Genomic DNA, 19,365 nt, shown 5'->3' with positions numbered 1-19,365 from the left:
AGGCGGGCCCGCCGGAGAGCCGGGAGGCGGGCCCGTTCGATTGCGCGTCACGAAGACGCAGCCATCAAGTCGTTCAGCCGTCGGTTGCTGTCAGGTTGAACTTATCAGCAAGCTCTTCGATCCGTTGGTAGCGCTGAGCGAGAACCTCATCCAGTGCACCGCCACTGGCGGCGTCAACCGTCATCGATTGTTTCTGAAGCTGCGCCTGACAGTCGGGATCATTGGCGGCGGCCATCCAGACCTCTGCCAGTGTGGACACCACATCATCGGGCGTGTCCTTGGGCGCGAAGGTGGTGAAATACATCGGGAAGGTGCTGTCTACACCTTGTTCCATGCCGGTGAGGGTCTCGCCCAGACGGGGATCGCGATCCTTGGACAGCACCGCGACCGAGGAAAGATCGCCCGAGTCGACATAGGGGGCCGCAGCGCCGACAGCGGTCGGAACCAGCGTGAGGTTGCCCTGAATAGCGGCCACGATACGCGTTTTGTCGCCCGACATCGGAATGGTGCGCACGTCATCGGTGCTCACCCCCGCCTGATCGAGAAAGTCCAGAGCGGCAAAATGCGAAAACCCGTTCAGAGCGGTGCCGATGGTATAATTGCCGGGATTGGCCGCAACTTCCGCCTTCAGTTTCTCGACGCTGTCGATGCCGCTCTGGGCGCCGGCAAAGATGCCGTAGTTCATCGCCACGGTCGTCGCGACGGGGGCAAAGGCGGTGTAGTTGTAATCCGAGCGTCCGGTGGCGAGACCCATGTCCATGCCTTGGTGTGCCCAAAGCAATTTATAGCCATCGGCATGGGCGTCGCGCACCTCGACTTCGGCAATTTTGCCGCGCGCGCCGGTGATGTTTTTCACCAGAATTTTCTGGTCGACATGCTGCTCGATGCATTGAGCAAAGACGCGCGCGGAGACGTCAGAGCCGCCGCCGGGGCTAAAGGGGACAACCAGTTCGATCGGCTTGTCCGGGAATGCCATCGCAGGTGCGGCGGCGACGAGTGCAAGTAGCGCGACTGCGCCGGTTTTCAGGTTATGTGCATGCATGTTTGTTCCTCCCATTCATACATGAGTGCGGGAATGAAATCCCGAAGAAAACTAAGTATTATTAACACATTAGCTTCACTCTTGCGTTTCTGTTTGAGAACGTTTTTAGGATCATCGTTCTCGAATTTCCGACCGGGCAGAACGCGTGTCACGCGCGTGCTTGGCCGGTATCCCGATGCGCGATTCCTCCAATCGCGCATCGGAAATTCCTGATCAGGCCGCGAGCCAGGGCGCGTCTTTTTCGCGCGCCAGAACGCGGTCGATGCTGTCGCCGATGGCGCCCAGATAGGCCTCCGGGCGGGTCAATTCGGAGACATTGTCATCGCTGAACGTATCGGAGATATGTTCGTGCGCGCGTAGGGCCTCGGCAAAGCTTTGGCCTTTTTCGATGCCGCTCATCGAGGCCTCGTAGAGCCATTCATGCGCAGTGTTCTTGCCGACTTTATTGCCAAGTTCGAGCATGACTTTTTCCGATAAGAGATAGCCCTGCATCATCTCGACATTGCGTTTCATGGCGTCCTTGTCGATCCGCAGGCCCTTCAGAAGCGCACCGGCCTGAAACAGGATCGCGCCAGTGACGAGAAGCGTTTCCGGCACGGCTTTCCATTCCGATTTCCAGGCAATGCCGTCACGCTCATGTTCCTGCACCATGGCTTCCAGCATCATCGTGGCAGAGTAGCGCACGGATCGTGACAGCATCGCAACATTTTCCGCAGCGGTCGGGTTGCGTTTGTGCGGCATGGTGGACGAGCCGAGTTTTCCCTCGGTGAAGCCCTCTTCGACCTCGGCAAACTCGTTGCGCTGCATGTTGAACAGCTCGTTGCCGATCTTGCTCAGCGTGGCGGCGATCATGGCGAGAAGGGTGGCGTATTCCGCAATTCGGTCGCGCGACGGCGCCCAGCTGATGTCCGTGGCGGCAAGCCCGAGACGCTTGGCCACACCGGCTTCGACCTCTGCGACGCGCGGGCCATAGCTGGCCTGACTGCCGACGGCGCCGACGAGCATGACCACGAACAGACGGCTTTCTGCCTGGCTGAGGCGTTCGGCGTGGCGTGACAATTCGTCGAGCCAGATCGCACATTTGTGCCCGAAGGTGATCGGCAGCGCCTGAACGCCATGCGTCCGGCCGACCATGACCGTGTCACGATGCTCGCCCGCAAGACGCACCAATTCGCGTCCGATGGTGGCCAGATCACGGGTGACGATGGCATGGGCGTCCTTGAGTTGCAGGATCAGCCCGGTGTCCACGACGTCCTGGGTCGTGGCGCCGTAGTGCAGGTTTTCCGACGCGGCGGGGCTCAGTCGTTTTTGCACCTGACGCAAAAGGGGGACCAGAGTGTGCTTGATCCGGCGGGTTTCCTCGGCGGTCGCGGCCAGATCGATTTTGGAGATGTCGCAGGCGGCTGCGATCTCGGAGGCCGCTTCTGCGGGAATGAGACCAAGCTCGGCCTGCGTTTCGGCGAGGGCACGTTCAAAGTCGAGCCATTTTTGCAGGCGGGTATTTTCGCAAAACACGTCGCGCATCTCCGGTGTGCTCCAGAGATGACACATGGTTTGCATATCAAAGACGGATACGCTCATCCGTTATCCTTTCAAGTCAGTATCGTGTGGCGTTTCGAGACTCAGAGGTCGTCGCCGTAGAATTTCATCGCGAGGCCGCCATGGGCCGCCGCAGCGCCGGCGCAGAGGGCGGCCGACAGCAAGACGGCTTCGGCCACTTCGGCTTTGGTGACGCCTGCGGCTTTGGCTTTCTGGACGTGCGACTGGATGCAGTAGGGGCACCCTGTTGCATGCGCCACGGCCACCGCCACGATCTCGCGCACACGCGGCGGGATCGCGCCGTTGTCCTCCCCCGGGATCTTGTTCAGCGTCATCCAGGCGTCAAAGTCCTTGGGTGCCAGTTTCGCCATCTCCATCCGATGTTTTGCATCGTCTGCAGAATAAAATTCTGTCGTCATGCGTTCCTCCTCCTTGTTTCATTGAATGAAACATGTATTATTCAGTAAAACAGCGAAGATTTTTCCTGTCAACGCTCTCGTGAAAATGGAGGTCACATTCATGACAGATATAAAGCCCCCCTCAGGCGTTTTGGATCGCGGGATGCTCCTGCTTTCTCTCTTCTCCATGGAGAGGAAAAGGCTTCAATTGCGGGAGCTTGCGGAACTTTCCGGCCTTGATAAGGCAACCGCTTTGCGGCTGTTGAAGGTTTTGGTGAAATGGGGGTTTTTAGAGAAGAACGGAGATGGCGCCTATTCGCCGGGCCCTGCGAATCTCCGGCTGTCTTCCATTTTCAAGGCGACGTCGAATTTCATTTCCCGCATCGAGCCGCCGGTCGCGCGTATCAGCGCACGGGTTGAGCAAACGACCTCCTTTTTCATCCGTTCAGGCAACGAACGGACCTGTCTGGCGCGGGACCACGCCTATCAGGATTTTCGATATTTCATCGATGTCGGCGGCAGCGTGTCACTGGATGAAGGCGGGGCGGCGGCACAGCTTTTGTTCGCGTACACCGAAGCCGAGACTCCCGCATATGCGGCGACGAAAGCGCGGGGGTATTACATTTCGCGTGGAGAGCGAAACAAACATTTTGCCTCGATTGCCTTTCCACTGTTCGAGAGCGACGGCTCATTCCTGGGCGCGGTTACCATCACGGGCATGGCGGTCGATCTCGACAATGAGACGCTTATTTCGTTCCGTGACATTGCGCATGCCGAAATGGCGATGGCTGGATTTGAGGTGATCCCAGACACAGGCGATGAATGAGGCGTATGACGTATGGAACTTACTTGCGGTCGCGCACTGCTCTTCGGCAGGGGCAGCGTTCAGGCCATATAGGTCGAGGTATCGGAATGCTGCGGTGCGGTTTGTTAAAGGAGACACGCGCTGGAGCTGCGAACCCATTAATGCGTCGCCATGGCGCATTTCGCAGGGTATGACCGAGGCGAAAGCCACTATATAAGCTCCTAAAGTTCTTAAGCTATGGCGTTCTGGCGAAGAATTGCACTCAGCATCCAAGAGAACTCCGAAGGCAACTCCGTGCCGGCGGACGATGCGCTACGCAAGGCGGCGCGGGTCGCCATCTGGGCAAAAAGCTCTGGGTGCAGTCTCTGGGCGGTACGTGAATGACGAGGCAGGGCTGACGGCCCTGGAAGGCGTTATCTGATAAAATGGTTTGTGAAGACCTGAGCGTGACGTTTTTCGGCAGGGCTCTTTGTTGTCTTTCTCATCGTCCACTCTTCGATGGCTACGATGAGCAACAAGCATTCTCTTAGAAATGACCTTATTTGGCCCCATGAACGCTGACGTCAGACAGTTTTAATTACCAGGCACCGGCTGCCTATGCCCGAACCCTGACCTGCGCAATCGCCCGAGCCGCTGCGCGAGATGAAGGCTTCGCGCGCCGGGCGATTGCTCAACCTGCGCCAGATGGCGTAAACAACCTCCGGAGTCCGATCGCGGTTGGACGAAAGTTCAGTGGCAGGTCAATGCTATTTGCGTAGTCTTTTGCTTCCCCAAAAACTCTATAAAGCTAAAGGCGCCTCAGTGCCCCCCTCGACAAACTTGTGCAATAAAACTGTATTTCTCAAGAGAGAAACGGGGAGCGCAACCTGTCAAGGCGGGTCTTGGTTTCTGTCTTTTGCTATTCGGTGCTCCATCACGCGTTGAAACAATCGGGGAGAGGCGCGGTTGAGCCACCACGCAAGCCGCGCGACGCGGCCCACCGGGATCATTGGGCGGCTGCGCTTCAACCCGGCGAGCATCACCTGTGCCGCGGCCTCGGGCGTCATGTAATCCACCCCGTCCGTAGCGGCGCCTGGGCGCGAGATGCCGTCGGCCTGCGGCTCGGCGCGGTCGAGATTGGTCGCCACGAAGGACGGTGCCGCGATCTGCACGCGCACACCGTGTGGGGCCTCCTCCGAGCGCAGTGATTTGAAGAACCCTTCCAGCGCGTGTTTCGAGCCTGCATAGGCCGTGCGGTGGTAGAGCGGTGAGAACCCCGCGACCGAGGAGATTGCCAGATGCGTGCCGTGGCTTTCCCGCACGGGTTCGAGGAACTGCCGTGCCATCGCGGTCGCCGCGAAATAATTGATCTCGAATACTTTGCGATGTGCGGCCTGGGTCAGGGCGGAGAACGGGCCGATCTGGGTGATGCCTGCGTTGTAGATTACCAGATCGATCCGGGGATAGCGCGTCAGGATGCCTGTGCAGGCGCTGCCTAGCTGATCCGCGTCGGTCAGATCGCAGGCGACGGCCTCCTCGTTTGGCTTGGTCGTCAGCCCGGTGATGTCCCGGTCGAGCAGAACGACCTGCCAGCCCTCGGCGCGCAGCCCCGCCGAGAGCGCCTGCCCAAGCCCCCCGGCGCCGCCCGAAATCACCGCGACGCGCGCACTCATAGTCCGGCCTCGCGCGCCCAGAGGTCGAAGACTTCCGCGCTGGTCAGCTCGGGCGTGTAGCCGAACACCTCCTTCAGCGCGTCATTGGCGAGTACGGGGCGGTATTGCAGGAAGCGCACCTGCTCTGGTCCGTAGCGGCTCAGCCCCAGAGGATGGGCGAGGGCGAGCGCGGCCTTGATGCCAAGCGCGGGCAGGCGACGCAGCGGTTTGCCCAGACGCTGCGCCAGATCGGAGACACCCAAAGCGCCGTCGCCCGCGACGTTGAAGATGCCCGGCGGGCCATCGGTCGCGGCACGGATCAGGATGCGCGCGAGATCGTGGGTCCAGATGAAGACGAAGGGGCTCTCGCAGCCTCTCAGCGCGAGCAGGCGCGGCTTTCGGAAAAGCGCGGTGATCTGGTTGTTCGTGTCCTTGCCCAGTACCGTACCGACCCGCAGCACGACCTGTTCGAGCACCGGGTGGGCGGTGCGCGCTTTGGCCAGCATCTCCTCCACCTGTCGTTTGTGATCAGCATAGGCGAACTCTGGATTGCCGCGCACCGGATCGCTCTCACGCAGCGGCACGGGATTGTCGGCGTGATAGCCATAGGCCGCGCCCGAGGATGTCACGACGAGCCGCCGCACCCCGGCCGAAAGGGCCGCCTCCAGCACCTTGCGCGTACCCTCTACATCGACCTGGTAGGCCAGCTCGCGCCCCATGCCGGGGCCAGGGGTCACGATAGAGGCGAGATGCACGATCACCTCGGGCCGTTCGCGGGCGATGACCTTGCCGGGGGCGTCGGAGGTCACATCCATCGCCACGAAGCGCACAGTGTCGGGTAGGGTCTTCGGCACAGTCAGATCGGTCGCGATGACCTCGTGTCCGCTTGCGGCCAGTTCAGCGGTTAGCACGCGGCCGATCATGCCGCCCGCTCCGGTAATCAGGATCCGGGTCATCGCGCGGCCTCCTTTCGTCTCATGACAGTTGAGATCGCGAAGCCCGCGATGATGTGCCAGATGCCCCAGAAAGCCGCGACGATCGCCATGCCGCCCAAGCCGCCGAAGAAGGCAAAGATCAACACGAGGCCGAGCCCGGAATTCTGGATGCCCGTCTCGATGCTGATCGCGCGCCGGTCGAAGGGCGACAGCCCTGCCAGCGTCGCGGTGCCGTATCCGCCCGCAAACGCCAATGCGTTGTGGAGCACGACCAGCCCCGCGATCAGTCCGACGAATTGCGCGAAATAGGTCCAGTTGGCGCTGAGCGAGAGCGCCACGAACCCCATGAAAATCGCCATCGATATCCATTTCAGAGGACCGCGAATGCGCGCCGTCAGATCGTATCGGTAATGGTTCAGCGCAATTCCGGCGGTCAGCGGCAAAAGCAGCATGACGCCCACGGTGAACGCCACGCTCACCGGGTCGATATGGGTCTCGTGCAGCAGCGCCCGTGTCGGCGGGTAAAGGCTGGCCCAGAACGCGATATTGAGCGGCGTCAGCACGATCGCGCCCACCGTGGCGAAGGCGGTCAGCGAGACCGAGAGTGCCGTGTTCCCGCCCGCCCGATGGGTGAAGAAGTTCGAGACATTTCCACCCGGACAGGCCGCCACGAGGATCAGCCCGAGCGCTATCGACGGGGCGGGCTGTAGCGCCAGAACCAGCCCGAAGGTCAGTGCGGGCAGCACCAGAAATTGCGAGGTGAACCCCACGATCAACGCCCAAGGCTTGCGCACCAGAGGGCGGAAATCGCGTGGGGATAGGTCGATCGCGACCGAAAACATGACGATACCGAGGATCGCGTTGAGCAGATGCAGGGTGTCGGGGCTGAAATTGAGCCGAACCGCGTCGAGCCCGGTCATGCGGTCGCCTTCCCGCCGAGCGCCTTGATCCAGCCGGTAACTGCCTTGCGATAGGTCGTCTTATCCACATAATATGCCATCCGCGCGAGCTTGAGATACGCCATGCCGCCGGTCGCACGCTCGAACGTTTCTGTCTTCTTCGCCTGTAGGCGCTTTGCGCCATCGGCGCCGTCGCGTAGCCCGCGAATATAGCGCGCCACCATCTCGGCTTGCTCGTGTCGCCCTTGCCAGCCCAACCCGCTCGCCTCCAGCATTCCCAGCACGAAGAGGTCATCCCGTTCGGGATGCATCGCGTTGAGATAGAGATGTGGCGCATCGCCCTGCCAGTTTAGCAGCTCCGGCGCGATGAACGGGTAATGCAGCTTGTAGCCCGTGGCCGCGAGGATCATGTCATACTCGGCCTGCGTGCCATCCTTGAAATGCACCGTTTTTCCGTCGAGCCGTGCGATGTCCGGGCGCACTTTCAGATCGCCGTGACCCGCGTGGAACAGGACCAGTGAGTTCACGATCGGATGGCTCTCATAGAGTTTGTAGTCAGGCTTGGGAAACCCGTATTTCTGTGGATCGCCCACGAACCATTTCAGCAGAGCGCCGTCGATTTTGCGCTTGAGCCACATCGGCAGCTTGATCGCTCCGCCCAGCGTGTCGGCGGGTTTTCCGAAGACATATTTCGGCACAAAATAATATCCGCGTCGCATTGAGAGATCGCAGCCTTCGCTGTGATGGATCGCATCCACCGCGATGTCGCAACCCGAATTGCCCGCACCCACGACGAGCACGCGCTTGCCGTGGAATTGCGAAGGGGTGCGATAGCCCGAGGAATGGATCACCTCGCCGTCGAACTGGCCGGGGAAGTCCGGCATGTTTGGCTCAGAGAGTGTACCATTGGCGATCAGCACGCCCGCATAGATCTCCGAATGCTCGCCCTCGCCATCGCGCCAGCTGACCCGCCAGCCCTCGCCATTCCCGCCGAGCGGCTCAACCTTGGTGACTTCTGCGCCGAAGCGGTAATTGCGTCGTATGTCGAAATGATCGGCGAAATCGCGGAAATATTGCGCCATCTCGCGGTGACTGGGATATTCCGCGACCTCCTCACGCATCGGGAAATCGGTGAATTCTGTCATCCGTTTCGAGGAAATCAGATGTGCGCTTTCATACATTGTCGAACGCGCGCTTTCGATATCCCAAAGTCCTCCCACATCGCTGTGCAGCTCAAAGCCCTGATACGGCACTCCCTGTTCGTCCAGCACTTTGGCAGCAGCCAGCCCCATCGGGCCCGCGCCAATCAAGGCGAACGTGCTCCTCATTGTTGTCATCTTGCGTCTCCTCCCAATTGCCATTACATTGAACCATTGTTCAAAATAAGCAAGCCCCGATGTGATGAGAAAAAAGTCGACATGTAAACAAAGGCTTAGGGCGCCATCTAAGCGCTCCATTGCGAGCCGTTCTCGGATCCTCGATGCGGCCGAAACGGTGTTCGCGCGCGAGGGATTCGACGGCGCCAAGGTCCGCGACATCGCCGCTCTGGCCGAGGTGCCGTTGGGTCTTGTGAACCATCACGGGGGCTCGAAAGAGGCATTGTTTCGCGAAGTGATCGAGCGTCGGGCGGAAGAATTGTCGCGTCTGCGTCTTGATGCGTTGACGCAGGCAAAATCGCGCGGGGCGCTCGATTTGAACACGATCCTGGACTGTTTCTTCCGGCCTTATCTGGAGAAGGCGGCGGGCAACGATCCGCAATGGCTTGCGTATGCGCGGCTCGTGGCAATTGTTTCAGCCGATCCAGTCTGGGCCGATATTTCGGCCGATCTCTTCGATCCGACTGTGCAGCGCTTCATACACGAGATCTCTGAGCTTTATCCCAAGGTCAGCAGAGTGATCGTGGCAGAAGGAATTGTCTATTCGGTGGCAGCGCTTCTGGCCTTCCTGACATCGGAATGGCGGATCGCGGCGCTCGCGAAAAGCTTGGAGGCGCAGGCTTCCGTCGAAGGGCTGGTTGCGTTCTGCAGTGCCGGCTGTGCGGCGCGGTTCGCGCTAGGAGAGGCATAAGCGGATTTTCAATCTCGCTACGCTTTTCGCCATCACACCAGTGTGCTTCGTGGCTTTTCTGTAGGGAAGACCTGAATTCAATTTTGTAACTTTTGCCGCTCCGATCGCCTTCTTTATCCTGCCGTGCATAGGTGCGCGACGCTGCGCTGGCCGTGCGACTGTGGGTTGAGCTATTTTCCGCTTCTTATGACCGGTTTGCGTTTCTTTTTACTTTAGACGATAGACCACAGCAGAATCTTAGAGGCTAGTTCGCCACATAGACGCCCCCCTGCCAGATGGCGGCATGGGGGAAATCGTCGCTCATGAGGCTCGAACCAACGGCGCATCAATGGACGGCCCAAGAGCATCTGAGCGCCCCCCGAAATTCGGACACCGACATAAGCTGCGATTTGTTGTCTGCTGCTCTTTGAAGTGGTCCCAGTTTTTTAGATCACTTCAGCGGAGGCGGCACACGATGGGATCGCTTTGGTGCGGATCGGAGTGGTGGCCACGGTATGCCTCGCACGTGCCATTGCATGCGGGGGCCATGCGGCACGTGCCGAGGCAGGAGATCTTTTGCCGACCTGGTCCGAAGCATCAAAGACCTGACAGATCAGCCGCTCCGCCAGGATGGTTCTTCCCTGGCAAAAAACGCGGCGATCCCGTGACGGGTTTCTTCGGTCTCCCAGCGATCGGCCAGGGCCGATGCTGAAAGTTCCGCTGCGGCAACCGGGTCGGCCGAGGCCAAGGCTCGGCAGAGCGCCTTTGCCTCGGCCACAGCCCCGGGAGCACATTGCAGCAAGGCTGTCACTTCCTCTTCGACGAAAGCATCCAACTGCTCTGACGGGCAGGAGCGCGCAACGACACCCGCGCGGCTCAGAAAAGCGGCGTCGAAGGGCTTGGCGTTGAAAAACACCTGACGCGCAAAGGCCTCGCCAAGACGTCCGACCACGAACGGGCCTATGGTGGCAGGGATCAGGCCCAGACGCGTTTCCGTCAGGGCAAAGCGGGTGGTGTCTTCGGCGATCACGATGTCACAGACACAGATCAGGCCAAGCCCCCCGCCATAAGCGGCGCCATGCACCCGGCCGATCAGCGGTTTGGGCAAGGCGTTCCACAGTCCCAGCATCCGTGCCAGCGTCATGGCCTCTTCCATCTTGCCCTGTCGATCCTTGTCGGCCTGATCGCGCATCCAGCCGAGATCGCCCCCGGCACAAAAGGTTTTCCCTTCGGCCTCAAGAACCACGACGCGGACGTCGTCATCCTTTGAAAGACGCTCTGCGGCGGCGGTGAGTTCCGCAATCATGACGGCGTCCATCGCATTGTGTTTCTCAGCCCGTGCCAGTGTTACCGTGGCCACCTGGCGGGTGTCGATCTCGATCCGGATCGTTTCATACGTCATCGAATTGTCCTCACAGGGTATCTGCCGCGATGGCGGCGACAAGAGTTTCGGCTTTCAATAGCGCGGCACGATCAATCCCGGTGTGATAGCCCAGTTGGTCGAGCCGCTCGACCAGCGCGGTGGTGGAGAGATTGCCCTTGGCCCCGGGCGCATAGGGGCATCCGCCCAGACCGCCAACGGCACTGTCGAATACACGTAATCCCAGATCGAGCGAGGCCTCGACATTGCCCAACGCCTTATCCCCGGTGTCATGATAATGCCCGGCAAGCGCCTGTGCCGGGACAGACGTCAGGACACGTTCGAGCATGCGGGCAATCGTCTCTGGGGTTCCCGCTCCGATTGTGTCGCCGAGGGAGATTTCATAGCATCCCATGTCCTTGAGCGCGGAGGCGACATCGCGCACAGCACCTGGGGCCACCTCGCCATCATAGGGGCAGGCGACGACACAGGACACGTAGCCGCGCACCGGGATCCTCGCTCTCGCGGCGGCCTCCATCAGCGGCTCAAACCGCGTCAGGCTTTCCGCAATCGAGCAATTGATGTTCTTTTGGCTGAAGCCTTCGGAGGCGGAGGCAAAAACGGCCACCTCGTCGGCCCCGGCCTCCAGAGCGCGTTCAAAGCCTTTCAGGTTCGGCGTCAGAACGGCGTAATCTGTGCCCTCGCGACGGGTGATTCCGGCCATGACGTCAGAGGCATCCGCAAGCTGCGGCACCCATTTCGGAGAGACGAAACTCGTCGCTTCGATCTTTTCGAACCCGGCGTCAGAGAGGCGGTTGACCAACTCGATCTTCTGCGCCGCAGGAATAACGCGCTTTTCGTTTTGCAACCCGTCGCGGGGACCGACCTCGTAGATGCGAACGTGATCCGACACTTGACCCGTCATGCGGCGGCCTCCTCCTCAAGCGTGACCAGGACCGCCCCGCCTTCGACGGTTTGCCCGGCAGCACAGAGCACAGTGGCGATACGCCCGGCCCGCGGCGCGATCAGGGAGGTCTCCATCTTCATCGCCTCCATCACACCGAGCTTCATACCCGGCTCCACAGTGTCCCCGACAGCAATGCCGAGGGACACGATCATGCCCGTCATGGGCGCCACCACGACATGGCCTTCGTCGGCTACCGTGGCGCTGCCCAGACGCGCATCGAACAGTGAGAAATCGTGGACGACCCCTCCGCTCTGGACAGAGATCAAAAGCCCGTCAGGGCGAGGAGCGTGAACAGCCCGAGCTTCGATCTGCGCATTGTGAAGACCGGTGGTGGCGCGCATGTGCCCTTTGTCGATCATGACATCGCGCAGGGTCACGTCGCGCGCGCCACCGGTCAAAGTGATGGCGCCATCCGGATACAGGATCAGGTGACGTTCGAACCTGTCGGGCCCGCAGGCCAGAGCGACTGTATGGCGTGCCTCTCCCCAGAGACGCCAACCGAGACGGGGCGTGTCGGGGCGAATGCCGAGGCCCGTCAAAGCCGCAAAGGCCAGATGTTCCTCAGAGACAGGGGTCGGCATGGTCAAACCCTCTAGTTCGCGTTCGATCAGGCCGGTGTCGAATGGCCCGTGTTGAAAATCCGTGTTCAAAGCGAGCGTCGCGAGGAATTCGGTGTTGGTTGTGGTGCCTGCCACATGAGTGTCCCTCAGTGCCGCGACCAAACGGGCAAGCGCGATCTCACGGGTGTCGCCTGAGGTAATGACTTTTGCGATCATCGGGTCATAGAAGGGACTAATCGTGTCGCCGGAACGCACCCCGGTGTCGTTGCGCGAGCTGCCCGAAAACGACAGGTGCTCGAGTTTGCCCGTCGCGGGCAGAAACCCGTTCGACGGGTCTTCGGCATAGAGACGCGCTTCAAAGGCATGACCGGAAATCGTCAGAGCGTCTTGAGAAACCGGCAAGGGCTCACCTGCCGCAATGCGCAATTGCCATGCGACCAGATCGACGCCGGTGATGGCCTCGGTGACCGGGTGTTCCACCTGCAAGCGCGTGTTCATTTCCATGAACCAGAACCCGTCCGGGCGCAGCGGTCCCGAACCATCGACGATGAACTCGATCGTCCCTGCGCCTGCATAGCTGATCGCTTTTGCCGCTGTGACCGCAGCCTCGGTCATCGCCGCGCGCACCGTGTCGGTCATGCCGGGCGCCGGGGCCTCTTCGATCACTTTTTGATGGCGGCGCTGCAAGGAACAATCACGCTCGAACAGATGCACCACATTGCCATGCGCATCGCCGAACACCTGCACCTCGATGTGACGCGGCGAGGTGATGAATTTCTCGATCAAGACATGCGGATCGCCAAAGGACGACTGTCCTTCGCGCCAGGCCGACTCGAGCGCGTCGCGAAACTGCGCCGGATCCTCCACCTTGCGCATGCCCTTGCCGCCGCCGCCGGCGCGCGCCTTGATCAGAACGGGATATCCGATCCGATCGGCCTCGGCAGCAAGAAACGCCGGGTCCTGATTTTCGCCCTGATAGCCAGGTACGACCGGAACCCCCGCCGCTTGCATCAGGTCTTTCGCCGCATCCTTGAGCCCCATGGCGCGGATCGCAGCCGCGGACGGGCCGATAAAGGTCAGACCGGCGGCCTCGACCGCCTCGACGAACTCCGGGTTCTCCGACAGGAAACCATAGCCGGGATGGATCGCCTGCGCGCCCGTCTCAAGGGCGGCAGCGATGATCCGCTCCGCCACGAGATAGCTTTCAGAGACAGGCGAAGGCCCGATGTGAACCGCCTCGTCTGCCAGTTCGACATGAAGCGCCTGGCGATCGGCGTCGGAGTAGACGGCAACCGTGCGCACGCCCATCTCGCGGGCAGAGTTGATGACGCGACAGGCGATCTCGCCGCGGTTCGCAATCAGAATTTTTTCAAATGGTGCTTTCATGGCTTACATCCTGAACAGGCCGAATTTCGTCTCTTCGACGGGGGCATTGAGCGTCGCGCGCAGCGACAGCGCCACCACGTCACGGGTCTTGCGCGGATCGATGATCCCATCGTCCCAGAGCCGTGAAGAGGCGTAGAGCGGGCGGGACTGTCGGTCGAACATCTCGATGGTCGGGTGTTTGAATTCGCTTTCCTCCTCTTCTGACCATGTGCCGCCCTTGGCCTCGATGCCGGCGCGTTTCACATTGGCCAGAACGCCAGAGGCCTGAGCGCCCCCCATCACGGAAATCCGTGCATTGGGCCACATCCAGACGAAACGCGGCCCGAAGGCGCGTCCGCACATGCCATAGTTCCCGGCCCCGTAAGAGCCGCCGATGATGACCGTGATTTTCGGCACATTGGCGGTGGAAACGGCGGTCACAAGCTTGGCTCCGTCTTTCGCGATCCCGCCTGCCTCGTATTTCGACCCGACCATGAAGCCGGTGATGTTCTGCAGGAACAGGATCGGGATTTTGCGCTGACAGCACAGCTCGACGAAATGCGCGCCCTTGAGCGAGCTTTCCGAGAACAGCACACCGTTGTTGCCAAGGATGCCCACAGGCACGCCATCGATATGGGCGAACCCGGTGACCAAAGTGGTGCCGTAGCGCGGTTTGAATTCCGCGAAATCCGACCCGTCCACGATCCGCGCGATGATCTCGCGCACATCGAAGGGGGTTTTGTCGTTGGCCGGGACGATCCCCATGATCTCCTCGGCAGGATAGAGCGGCGCACGCGCATCTTTCAGGTCGATATTCGGGCGCGGCACCGGTCCCAGGTTGGCCACGATCTCACGTGCCAGAGCCAGCGCATGCTGGTCGTCATCAGCCAGATAATCCGCCACGCCAGACAATCGCGTATGCGTATCGCCGCCACCCAGAGTTTCGGCGTCGACCTCTTCGCCCGTCGCCACTTTCACAAGCGGCGGACCGGCAAGGAAGATCGTCCCCTGTTCACGTACGATGATTGTCTGGTCGCTCATCGAGGGCACATAGGCGCCGCCCGCCGTACAGGACCCCATGACCACCGCGATCTGGGCAATACCCTTTGCGCTCATCCGGGCCTGATTGTAAAAAATACGCCCGAAATGGTCGCGATCCGGGAAGACCTCGTCCTGATTGTTGAGATTGGCCCCGCCGCTGTCGACAAGATAGATGCAGGGAAGGTTGTTTTCCTCCGCAACCTCTTGCGCACGCAGGTGCTTTTTCACGGTCAGGGGAAAGTATGTGCCGCCTTTCACGGTCGCGTCATTGCACAGGATCATGCAGTCGCGCCCTTCGACCCGTCCGATGCCGGCAATCGCGCCTGCCGCCGGGATTTCATCATTGTAATGACCGCTGGCCGCGAACAGCCCTACTTCGAGAAAGGGCGCGCCGGGGTCCAGCAAAGCGGCGATCCGGTCGCGGGGCAAAAGCTTGCCGCGGGCTTCGTGTCGAGCTCTGGAGGCTTCAGAGCCCCCCTTCATGACACGGGCGGCTTCGTCTGCGATTTCGTCGAATTGTGCCTGCATTGCGTTCCGGTTCTCTTCGAACTCGGGGGCTTCCATACTGACGTTGCTGTGCAAGATCGTCATGTCATTCTCCAGTCTTATCGGCGCACCTCTCCTGTCCGGTCGCCAACGGGGCAACCGGTCGGGGGAGCTTGTTTTCGTTTTTCAGTTCGGCCCTCAGCGCAGCATCAGACTTGGCAGCCACAAGGTGATCTGAGGAAAGAAGAGGAGCAAAAGCAGAACCAGGATCTCCATGCCAAGAAAGGGCAGGATACCCCGGAAGATTTTACTGAGCGGGACGCCGGTCTGGGCCGCCGCGACATAGGCATTGAGGCCAAGAGGTGGCGTGAGCAGGCCGATTTCCACTGTTTTTGTCACGACGATGCCAAACCAGATCGGATCGAAATCCAACGCCATGGCGGTCGGAAACGCCAAGGGCATGGCAAGCGAGAGGATCGCGAGCTGATCCATGAACATTCCCATGACCAGAAGTGTGAGGATCATGATCGCCATGATCGTGCCACGGGACATGTCGGTCGTGGCCACGAATTCCAGAAGGGCATGGGTGATGCGTGTAAACGCAAGGTAGTTCGAGAATATCGCGGAACAGGCGACGATGGCGACGATCATCACAGTGGCCCGGATCGCGCCGGAGACACAGCGATTGAAGTTCATGAAACTCAGGGTCCGCTGAAAGATCACGATGACCAGAGATCCCATGACGCCAAGGGCTGCGGCCTCGGACGGCGAGGCCACCCCACCATAGATGGCGCCGATCACGAGAACCATCAGCACGATCATCGGGAACACATGACGGCTGCTTTTTACGGCGCGTTTGAGTTCGAAAGGGTCGCCCTTCGGGGCCTGATCGGTCGTATGCGCGATGAGCTTGATCACGACGGCAAGCCCGGTGGCTGTCAAAAGGCCGGGGACAATACCCGCGATGAACAGCTTGCCGATCGACGTTTCAGTAAGCACACCATAGACCACCAGCACGATCGAGGGCGGCACGACAACCGCAAGGGTTCCTCCGACAGAGACCACAGCAGCGGCAAGGCGCTGCGAATAGTTGTGGTTGCGCATTTCCGGAAAGGCGGAAGCGGCCATCGCCGCGGTGGAGGCGGTCGAGCTGCCAACCAGAGCGGCGAGAATGACAGAGGCTCCGACGGTGGCCATCGCAAGCCCACCTTTGAAATGTCCGATCCAGGCCTGGCAGGAAATGATCGCGCGACGCGTCACGTCTCCGGCCGTCAAAAGTTCCGCCATCAGGATGAAAAGCGGGATCGCCACAAGGATGAACGAGGCGGAGCTGTCGAAGAATGTCCGTTCCAACACAGCCAATGCGGGGCGCAGACCAAGCTGGAGAGAAAGTCCCACGAAGCCGGTGATCCCCATGGCGAATGCAATTGGCATTCGGAAGATCATGAGAAGCGCCAGAAGGACGAGTATGGCAATGAAAGTCAGCATGAATGGCACGCGAAGTCCTATTGAGGGCAGCCGGTCGGGTGATCGACCGCCCTGATGTTTCGGGAAGATGCTGCAGGTTATTGGCTGGTGAGCGCGCGATAGGTCGCCAGAACACTCTGCGCCTTTTCACCGCCCATCCGCGTGACCCAATCATCCGTCACAGGTCCCATCGCTTCCTTGAGCCCCGCGAGTTCTGCCTCGGTGAAGCTGTAGGTATCGATGCCTTCCGCTTTCCACTGTGCGATAAGATCTTCGACACTGTCATCCTGAGCCTGGGCCACATGAATGGCGGTCTCATTGCCGAGCGTGATCATCGCCTCCTGCGCTTCGGCCTCCAATGCGTCGAAGAGATCGCTGCGGACCACCATGATGAAACTGTAGCCACCGAAGGATCCGTTGGTGGAAATATGGCTGACGACTTCGTTCAGCTTGTAGCCGGGTACAGAAGCCAGCGGGAACAGAACCGCATCGAGACGCCCGCGTTCCACCGCGGTGTAGACCTCGGGACCGGGGATCGAAATGCCGACGGCCCCCAGATCGCGCGCCGTCATTGCCTGTGTGGCGCCCGAAGTCCGGACATCAAGCGCCTCCCAATCGGCAGGCAGGCCGAGACGTTCCTTGGCCAGCACCTGATAGGGCGGCAAGGTGAACCCGAAAATCGGTGTCACACCGGCGGCAAGCACCTCCTCACGTAGCGGCCCTTCTTTGAGCATCGCCTGAAGCGCCATTGTGCCCTGCACCGCAGAACCGTAGTAGCCCGGCAAGCCAACGACCGAGTTCAACGGCAGGGTCTCGGCGTGATAGGATGCGCCCAGAAGCGCCGCATCCAGAATGCCGCTGTTCACCGCATCGAGCTGTGCCTTGGACTTGGCCGCCTGTTGCGACGGAAAGTGGTCGAATGTGAGTTCCCCGCCTGTCGCCTCCTCGACAGCAGCCATCCATTTCACAGTGCCTTCCACCGACACGATATGGCTGGTGGACTGGAAGTCCCCAAGGCTCAGTGTCTCGGCCTGGGCGGCAAAAACGCCAAGCGCCATCACGCTTGCAAAGGTGGCGAATGCTTTCTTCGCGATAGTCATTTTCAGTCTCCTCCCTGAAAAGTTTCTATTGGGTCGTCTCAAGCACTTCTTTTTGAAAAGTGTCATAGAGCAGCCGCAGAGCCAGAACGCCGCAGCCCAAAGGCACAACGGCATAGGCCCACCCGAGCGGCCAGTCGATCACTCCGAATTCGACATCTCCTTGCGAGAACGCATGGAGGGCGAATTTGCCGGACATATAGGTGACGGCGCCAAAGAAGGCGGCCGGAAGCAGCAGGCGCAGTTTCGCGACAGCTCTTCCCAAAAGTCCGGGGAGGTGCTCGGGAACGAAGTCGAGCGCCAGATGCCCTCCATCGCGGAACACCCGCGACAGGGACAAGGTGGCCAGGGCGGGCATCAGGTAGAGTTCGGTGAATTCGAACTGAAACTGCACGGGTTCATTGAAGAACAGGCGCAGAAGGATGTCCGCATTGATCAGCGCAACGACGATCACGAGGCCGAGGCACCCCACGAAATGCAGGGTGTCCTCCAGTTTTTCCAAGAGTGTTCCTAACACGATCAACCTTTCCTCCCAGTGGTTGACGTCCAAGACAATCGTCGGCGCGTCCCTCAGCGTTTGGGGAGCTCGACGACGGCGGAGCCGATGGCGGAAAGTTCCCCATCCTGCTGTTCGGCACGCTGTTCGATTTCCAACAAATGGCGCCCGTCTTCTTCGAACTTCCGCGTCACTTTCCCGCTGATCAGAATGATGTCACCTTCCGGGTTATGGCGGCGCACCTGCGAGTTCGCTTTGCGAAGGAAACCGTCATCCCCCATCCAGTTGGTCACGTGCTGTGTCAGCCAGGAAGAGCGTTCGGGACCATAGTCATAGGCCCCCGGCGCGCCGACTTCGAGCGCGAATTCCTCTTCCCAATGCACACGTTCCGGGCAATCGGGAATCCCGAAGCGGTTCTTGATCCCGGCCGACGGATGTTTCTGCTGAAGCTGCCAGGCCAGCTTATTGGCGCGGATGTAAAGACCGCCCCAGCCCTGCGCATAGGCGATAAAGCCCGTGGCGGTCATCGGCCCCTTGACGATCGTCGGGATCGCATCGCCCTCGTTCACATCGTCCCAATAGCGGGTCTCGGCACCGCGAATGGTCTCGTTTTCGTAATATTTGTAGTATTCGTTCAGCTCGTCCTGCGTGTAGACGCGACGCCCTTTTTCCTTGGCGGCGGTGTATTTCGTGCCATTCTCGCGGGCCTGGTCACGATCCGTGCGGAAACACCAGCTGTCGGCATCGGCCAGAAGATCGCCGGTTTTGGCGTCATAGAAATCGACGTGGTAGATCTGCTGGATCGCTTTGCCGGCAAAACGCGTGTCGTGCTCGATCAGGTCCTTGAGATAGGCCTCGGTGCGAAACTCGGTGTTGCGCGGGATGGTCTTGTGCCAGCTCCAGTTGGCGCCCGACCACATCGCATGCACCCCCGGCAAACCGCCGACATAGCCGGAGATGATCCGGCTGGTGGCAAACAGGAAAGACGGGCAAGCGATCACATCGCCAAATTTGGTGGTCTTGGCATAGGCCGGGTCGCACCACAGCGGGTTGTCGTCGCCGATGCCATGGGCGTAGTGACGGATATTGTCGCGGGTTGCCTCGTAGCACCACGGCTCAACGGTTTTCTCGATCTTCACGCCGATCCGCTTACGCAGATCGTCGAGACCTTCCTCGGTGATTTTCGGAAACTTCCGAGTCATATCGTTCATCTTATTCCTCCTTGAAAGAT

General features: G+C 60.3%; 17 protein-coding genes. 2 read left to right on the top strand and 15 right to left on the bottom strand.

Annotated elements, in window-relative coordinates:
• Positions 1–73: 73 nt before the first annotated feature.
• The 3 genes from BM151_RS10570 to BM151_RS10560 all read right to left on the bottom strand — a co-directional run bounded on the left by BM151_RS10570 (position 74) and on the right by BM151_RS10560 (position 3,000).
• Positions 74–1,042, bottom strand: a complete 969-nt coding sequence (locus tag BM151_RS10570) for a tripartite tricarboxylate transporter substrate binding protein (RefSeq protein ID WP_177213094.1) — start codon at positions 1,040–1,042, stop codon at positions 74–76.
• 213 nt (positions 1,043–1,255) lie between these two features.
• Positions 1,256–2,623, bottom strand: a complete 1,368-nt coding sequence (purB, locus tag BM151_RS10565) for an adenylosuccinate lyase (RefSeq protein ID WP_090060668.1) — start codon at positions 2,621–2,623, stop codon at positions 1,256–1,258.
• 41 nt (positions 2,624–2,664) lie between these two features.
• Positions 2,665–3,000: a carboxymuconolactone decarboxylase family protein gene (locus BM151_RS10560; protein ID WP_090060667.1), complete on the bottom strand. Its 336-nt coding sequence runs from the start codon at positions 2,998–3,000 to the stop codon at positions 2,665–2,667.
• Positions 3,001–3,100: 100 nt separating this feature from the next.
• Between BM151_RS10560 and BM151_RS10555 the strand changes: the two genes are divergently transcribed.
• On the top strand, positions 3,101–3,805 hold the full coding sequence (locus BM151_RS10555) for an IclR family transcriptional regulator (RefSeq protein WP_177213093.1): 705 nt from the start codon (positions 3,101–3,103) through the stop codon (positions 3,803–3,805).
• Positions 3,806–4,653: 848 nt separating this feature from the next.
• Here the strand turns inward: BM151_RS10555 and BM151_RS10550 are convergent.
• Genes BM151_RS10550 through BM151_RS10535 form a run of 4 tightly spaced genes read right to left on the bottom strand, consistent with a single transcriptional unit; the run spans position 4,654 to position 8,706 of the window.
• Positions 4,654–5,436, bottom strand: coding sequence for an SDR family NAD(P)-dependent oxidoreductase (locus BM151_RS10550; protein ID WP_090060665.1), 783 nt, complete (start codon positions 5,434–5,436; stop codon positions 4,654–4,656).
• On the bottom strand, positions 5,433–6,371 hold the full coding sequence (locus BM151_RS10545; RefSeq protein WP_090060664.1) for an SDR family oxidoreductase: 939 nt from the start codon (positions 6,369–6,371) through the stop codon (positions 5,433–5,435). The genes BM151_RS10550 and BM151_RS10545 overlap by 4 nt, the downstream gene beginning before the upstream one ends.
• Positions 6,368–7,270 (bottom strand): bile acid:sodium symporter family protein, encoded by a 903-nt coding sequence (locus BM151_RS10540; protein WP_090060663.1) that lies wholly within the window; start codon positions 7,268–7,270, stop codon positions 6,368–6,370. Before BM151_RS10540 ends, BM151_RS10545 begins: the two co-directional genes overlap by 4 nt.
• Positions 7,267–8,706 carry a flavin-containing monooxygenase gene (locus tag BM151_RS10535; RefSeq protein ID WP_245781175.1) on the bottom strand — a complete coding sequence of 480 codons (1,440 nt, stop codon included), beginning with the start codon at positions 8,704–8,706 and terminating at the stop codon, positions 7,267–7,269. The genes BM151_RS10540 and BM151_RS10535 overlap by 4 nt, the downstream gene beginning before the upstream one ends.
• On the opposite strand from BM151_RS10535, the gene BM151_RS10530 reads away from it, so the two are divergent.
• A complete protein-coding gene (locus BM151_RS10530; RefSeq protein ID WP_090060661.1) occupies positions 8,651–9,316 on the top strand; it encodes a TetR/AcrR family transcriptional regulator in 666 nt (221 codons plus the stop codon). The genes BM151_RS10535 and BM151_RS10530 overlap by 56 nt on opposite strands.
• A 592-nt stretch (positions 9,317–9,908) precedes the next feature.
• Here the strand turns inward: BM151_RS10530 and BM151_RS10525 are convergent.
• The 8 genes from BM151_RS10525 to BM151_RS10490 all read right to left on the bottom strand — a co-directional run bounded on the left by BM151_RS10525 (position 9,909) and on the right by BM151_RS10490 (position 19,345).
• Positions 9,909–10,697 (bottom strand): crotonase/enoyl-CoA hydratase family protein, encoded by a 789-nt coding sequence (locus BM151_RS10525; protein WP_090060660.1) that lies wholly within the window; start codon positions 10,695–10,697, stop codon positions 9,909–9,911.
• A gap of 10 nt (positions 10,698–10,707) precedes the next feature.
• Positions 10,708–11,580, bottom strand: a complete 873-nt coding sequence (locus tag BM151_RS10520) for a hydroxymethylglutaryl-CoA lyase (protein ID WP_425429542.1) — start codon at positions 11,578–11,580, stop codon at positions 10,708–10,710.
• A complete protein-coding gene (locus tag BM151_RS10515) occupies positions 11,577–13,568 on the bottom strand; it encodes an acetyl/propionyl/methylcrotonyl-CoA carboxylase subunit alpha (RefSeq protein ID WP_090060659.1) in 1,992 nt (663 codons plus the stop codon). Before BM151_RS10515 ends, BM151_RS10520 begins: the two co-directional genes overlap by 4 nt.
• A gap of 3 nt (positions 13,569–13,571) precedes the next feature.
• The gene (locus BM151_RS10510; protein ID WP_090060658.1) at positions 13,572–15,179 is read right to left on the bottom strand and encodes a carboxyl transferase domain-containing protein; all 1,608 of its coding nucleotides are present in this window, start codon (positions 15,177–15,179) and stop codon (positions 13,572–13,574) included.
• Positions 15,180–15,272: 93 nt separating this feature from the next.
• The gene (locus tag BM151_RS10505; RefSeq protein WP_090060657.1) at positions 15,273–16,562 is read right to left on the bottom strand and encodes a TRAP transporter large permease; all 1,290 of its coding nucleotides are present in this window, start codon (positions 16,560–16,562) and stop codon (positions 15,273–15,275) included.
• 77 nt (positions 16,563–16,639) lie between these two features.
• Complete coding sequence (locus BM151_RS10500; RefSeq protein WP_090060656.1) at positions 16,640–17,641, bottom strand: TRAP transporter substrate-binding protein; 1,002 nt, start codon at positions 17,639–17,641, stop codon at positions 16,640–16,642.
• Positions 17,642–17,666: 25 nt separating this feature from the next.
• Positions 17,667–18,155 carry a TRAP transporter small permease gene (locus tag BM151_RS10495; protein WP_090060771.1) on the bottom strand — a complete coding sequence of 163 codons (489 nt, stop codon included), beginning with the start codon at positions 18,153–18,155 and terminating at the stop codon, positions 17,667–17,669.
• Positions 18,156–18,208: 53 nt separating this feature from the next.
• Positions 18,209–19,345 (bottom strand): FAS1-like dehydratase domain-containing protein, encoded by a 1,137-nt coding sequence (locus BM151_RS10490; RefSeq protein WP_090060655.1) that lies wholly within the window; start codon positions 19,343–19,345, stop codon positions 18,209–18,211.
• Between the last annotated feature and the right edge of the window lie 20 nt (positions 19,346–19,365).

Source organism: Celeribacter neptunius (assembly GCF_900113955.1).
Classification (GTDB): Bacteria; Pseudomonadota; Alphaproteobacteria; order Rhodobacterales; family Rhodobacteraceae; genus Celeribacter; species Celeribacter neptunius.
Note: the sequence above shows the minus strand (reverse complement) of the source record. Positions and strands in the feature narration are given on the sequence as shown.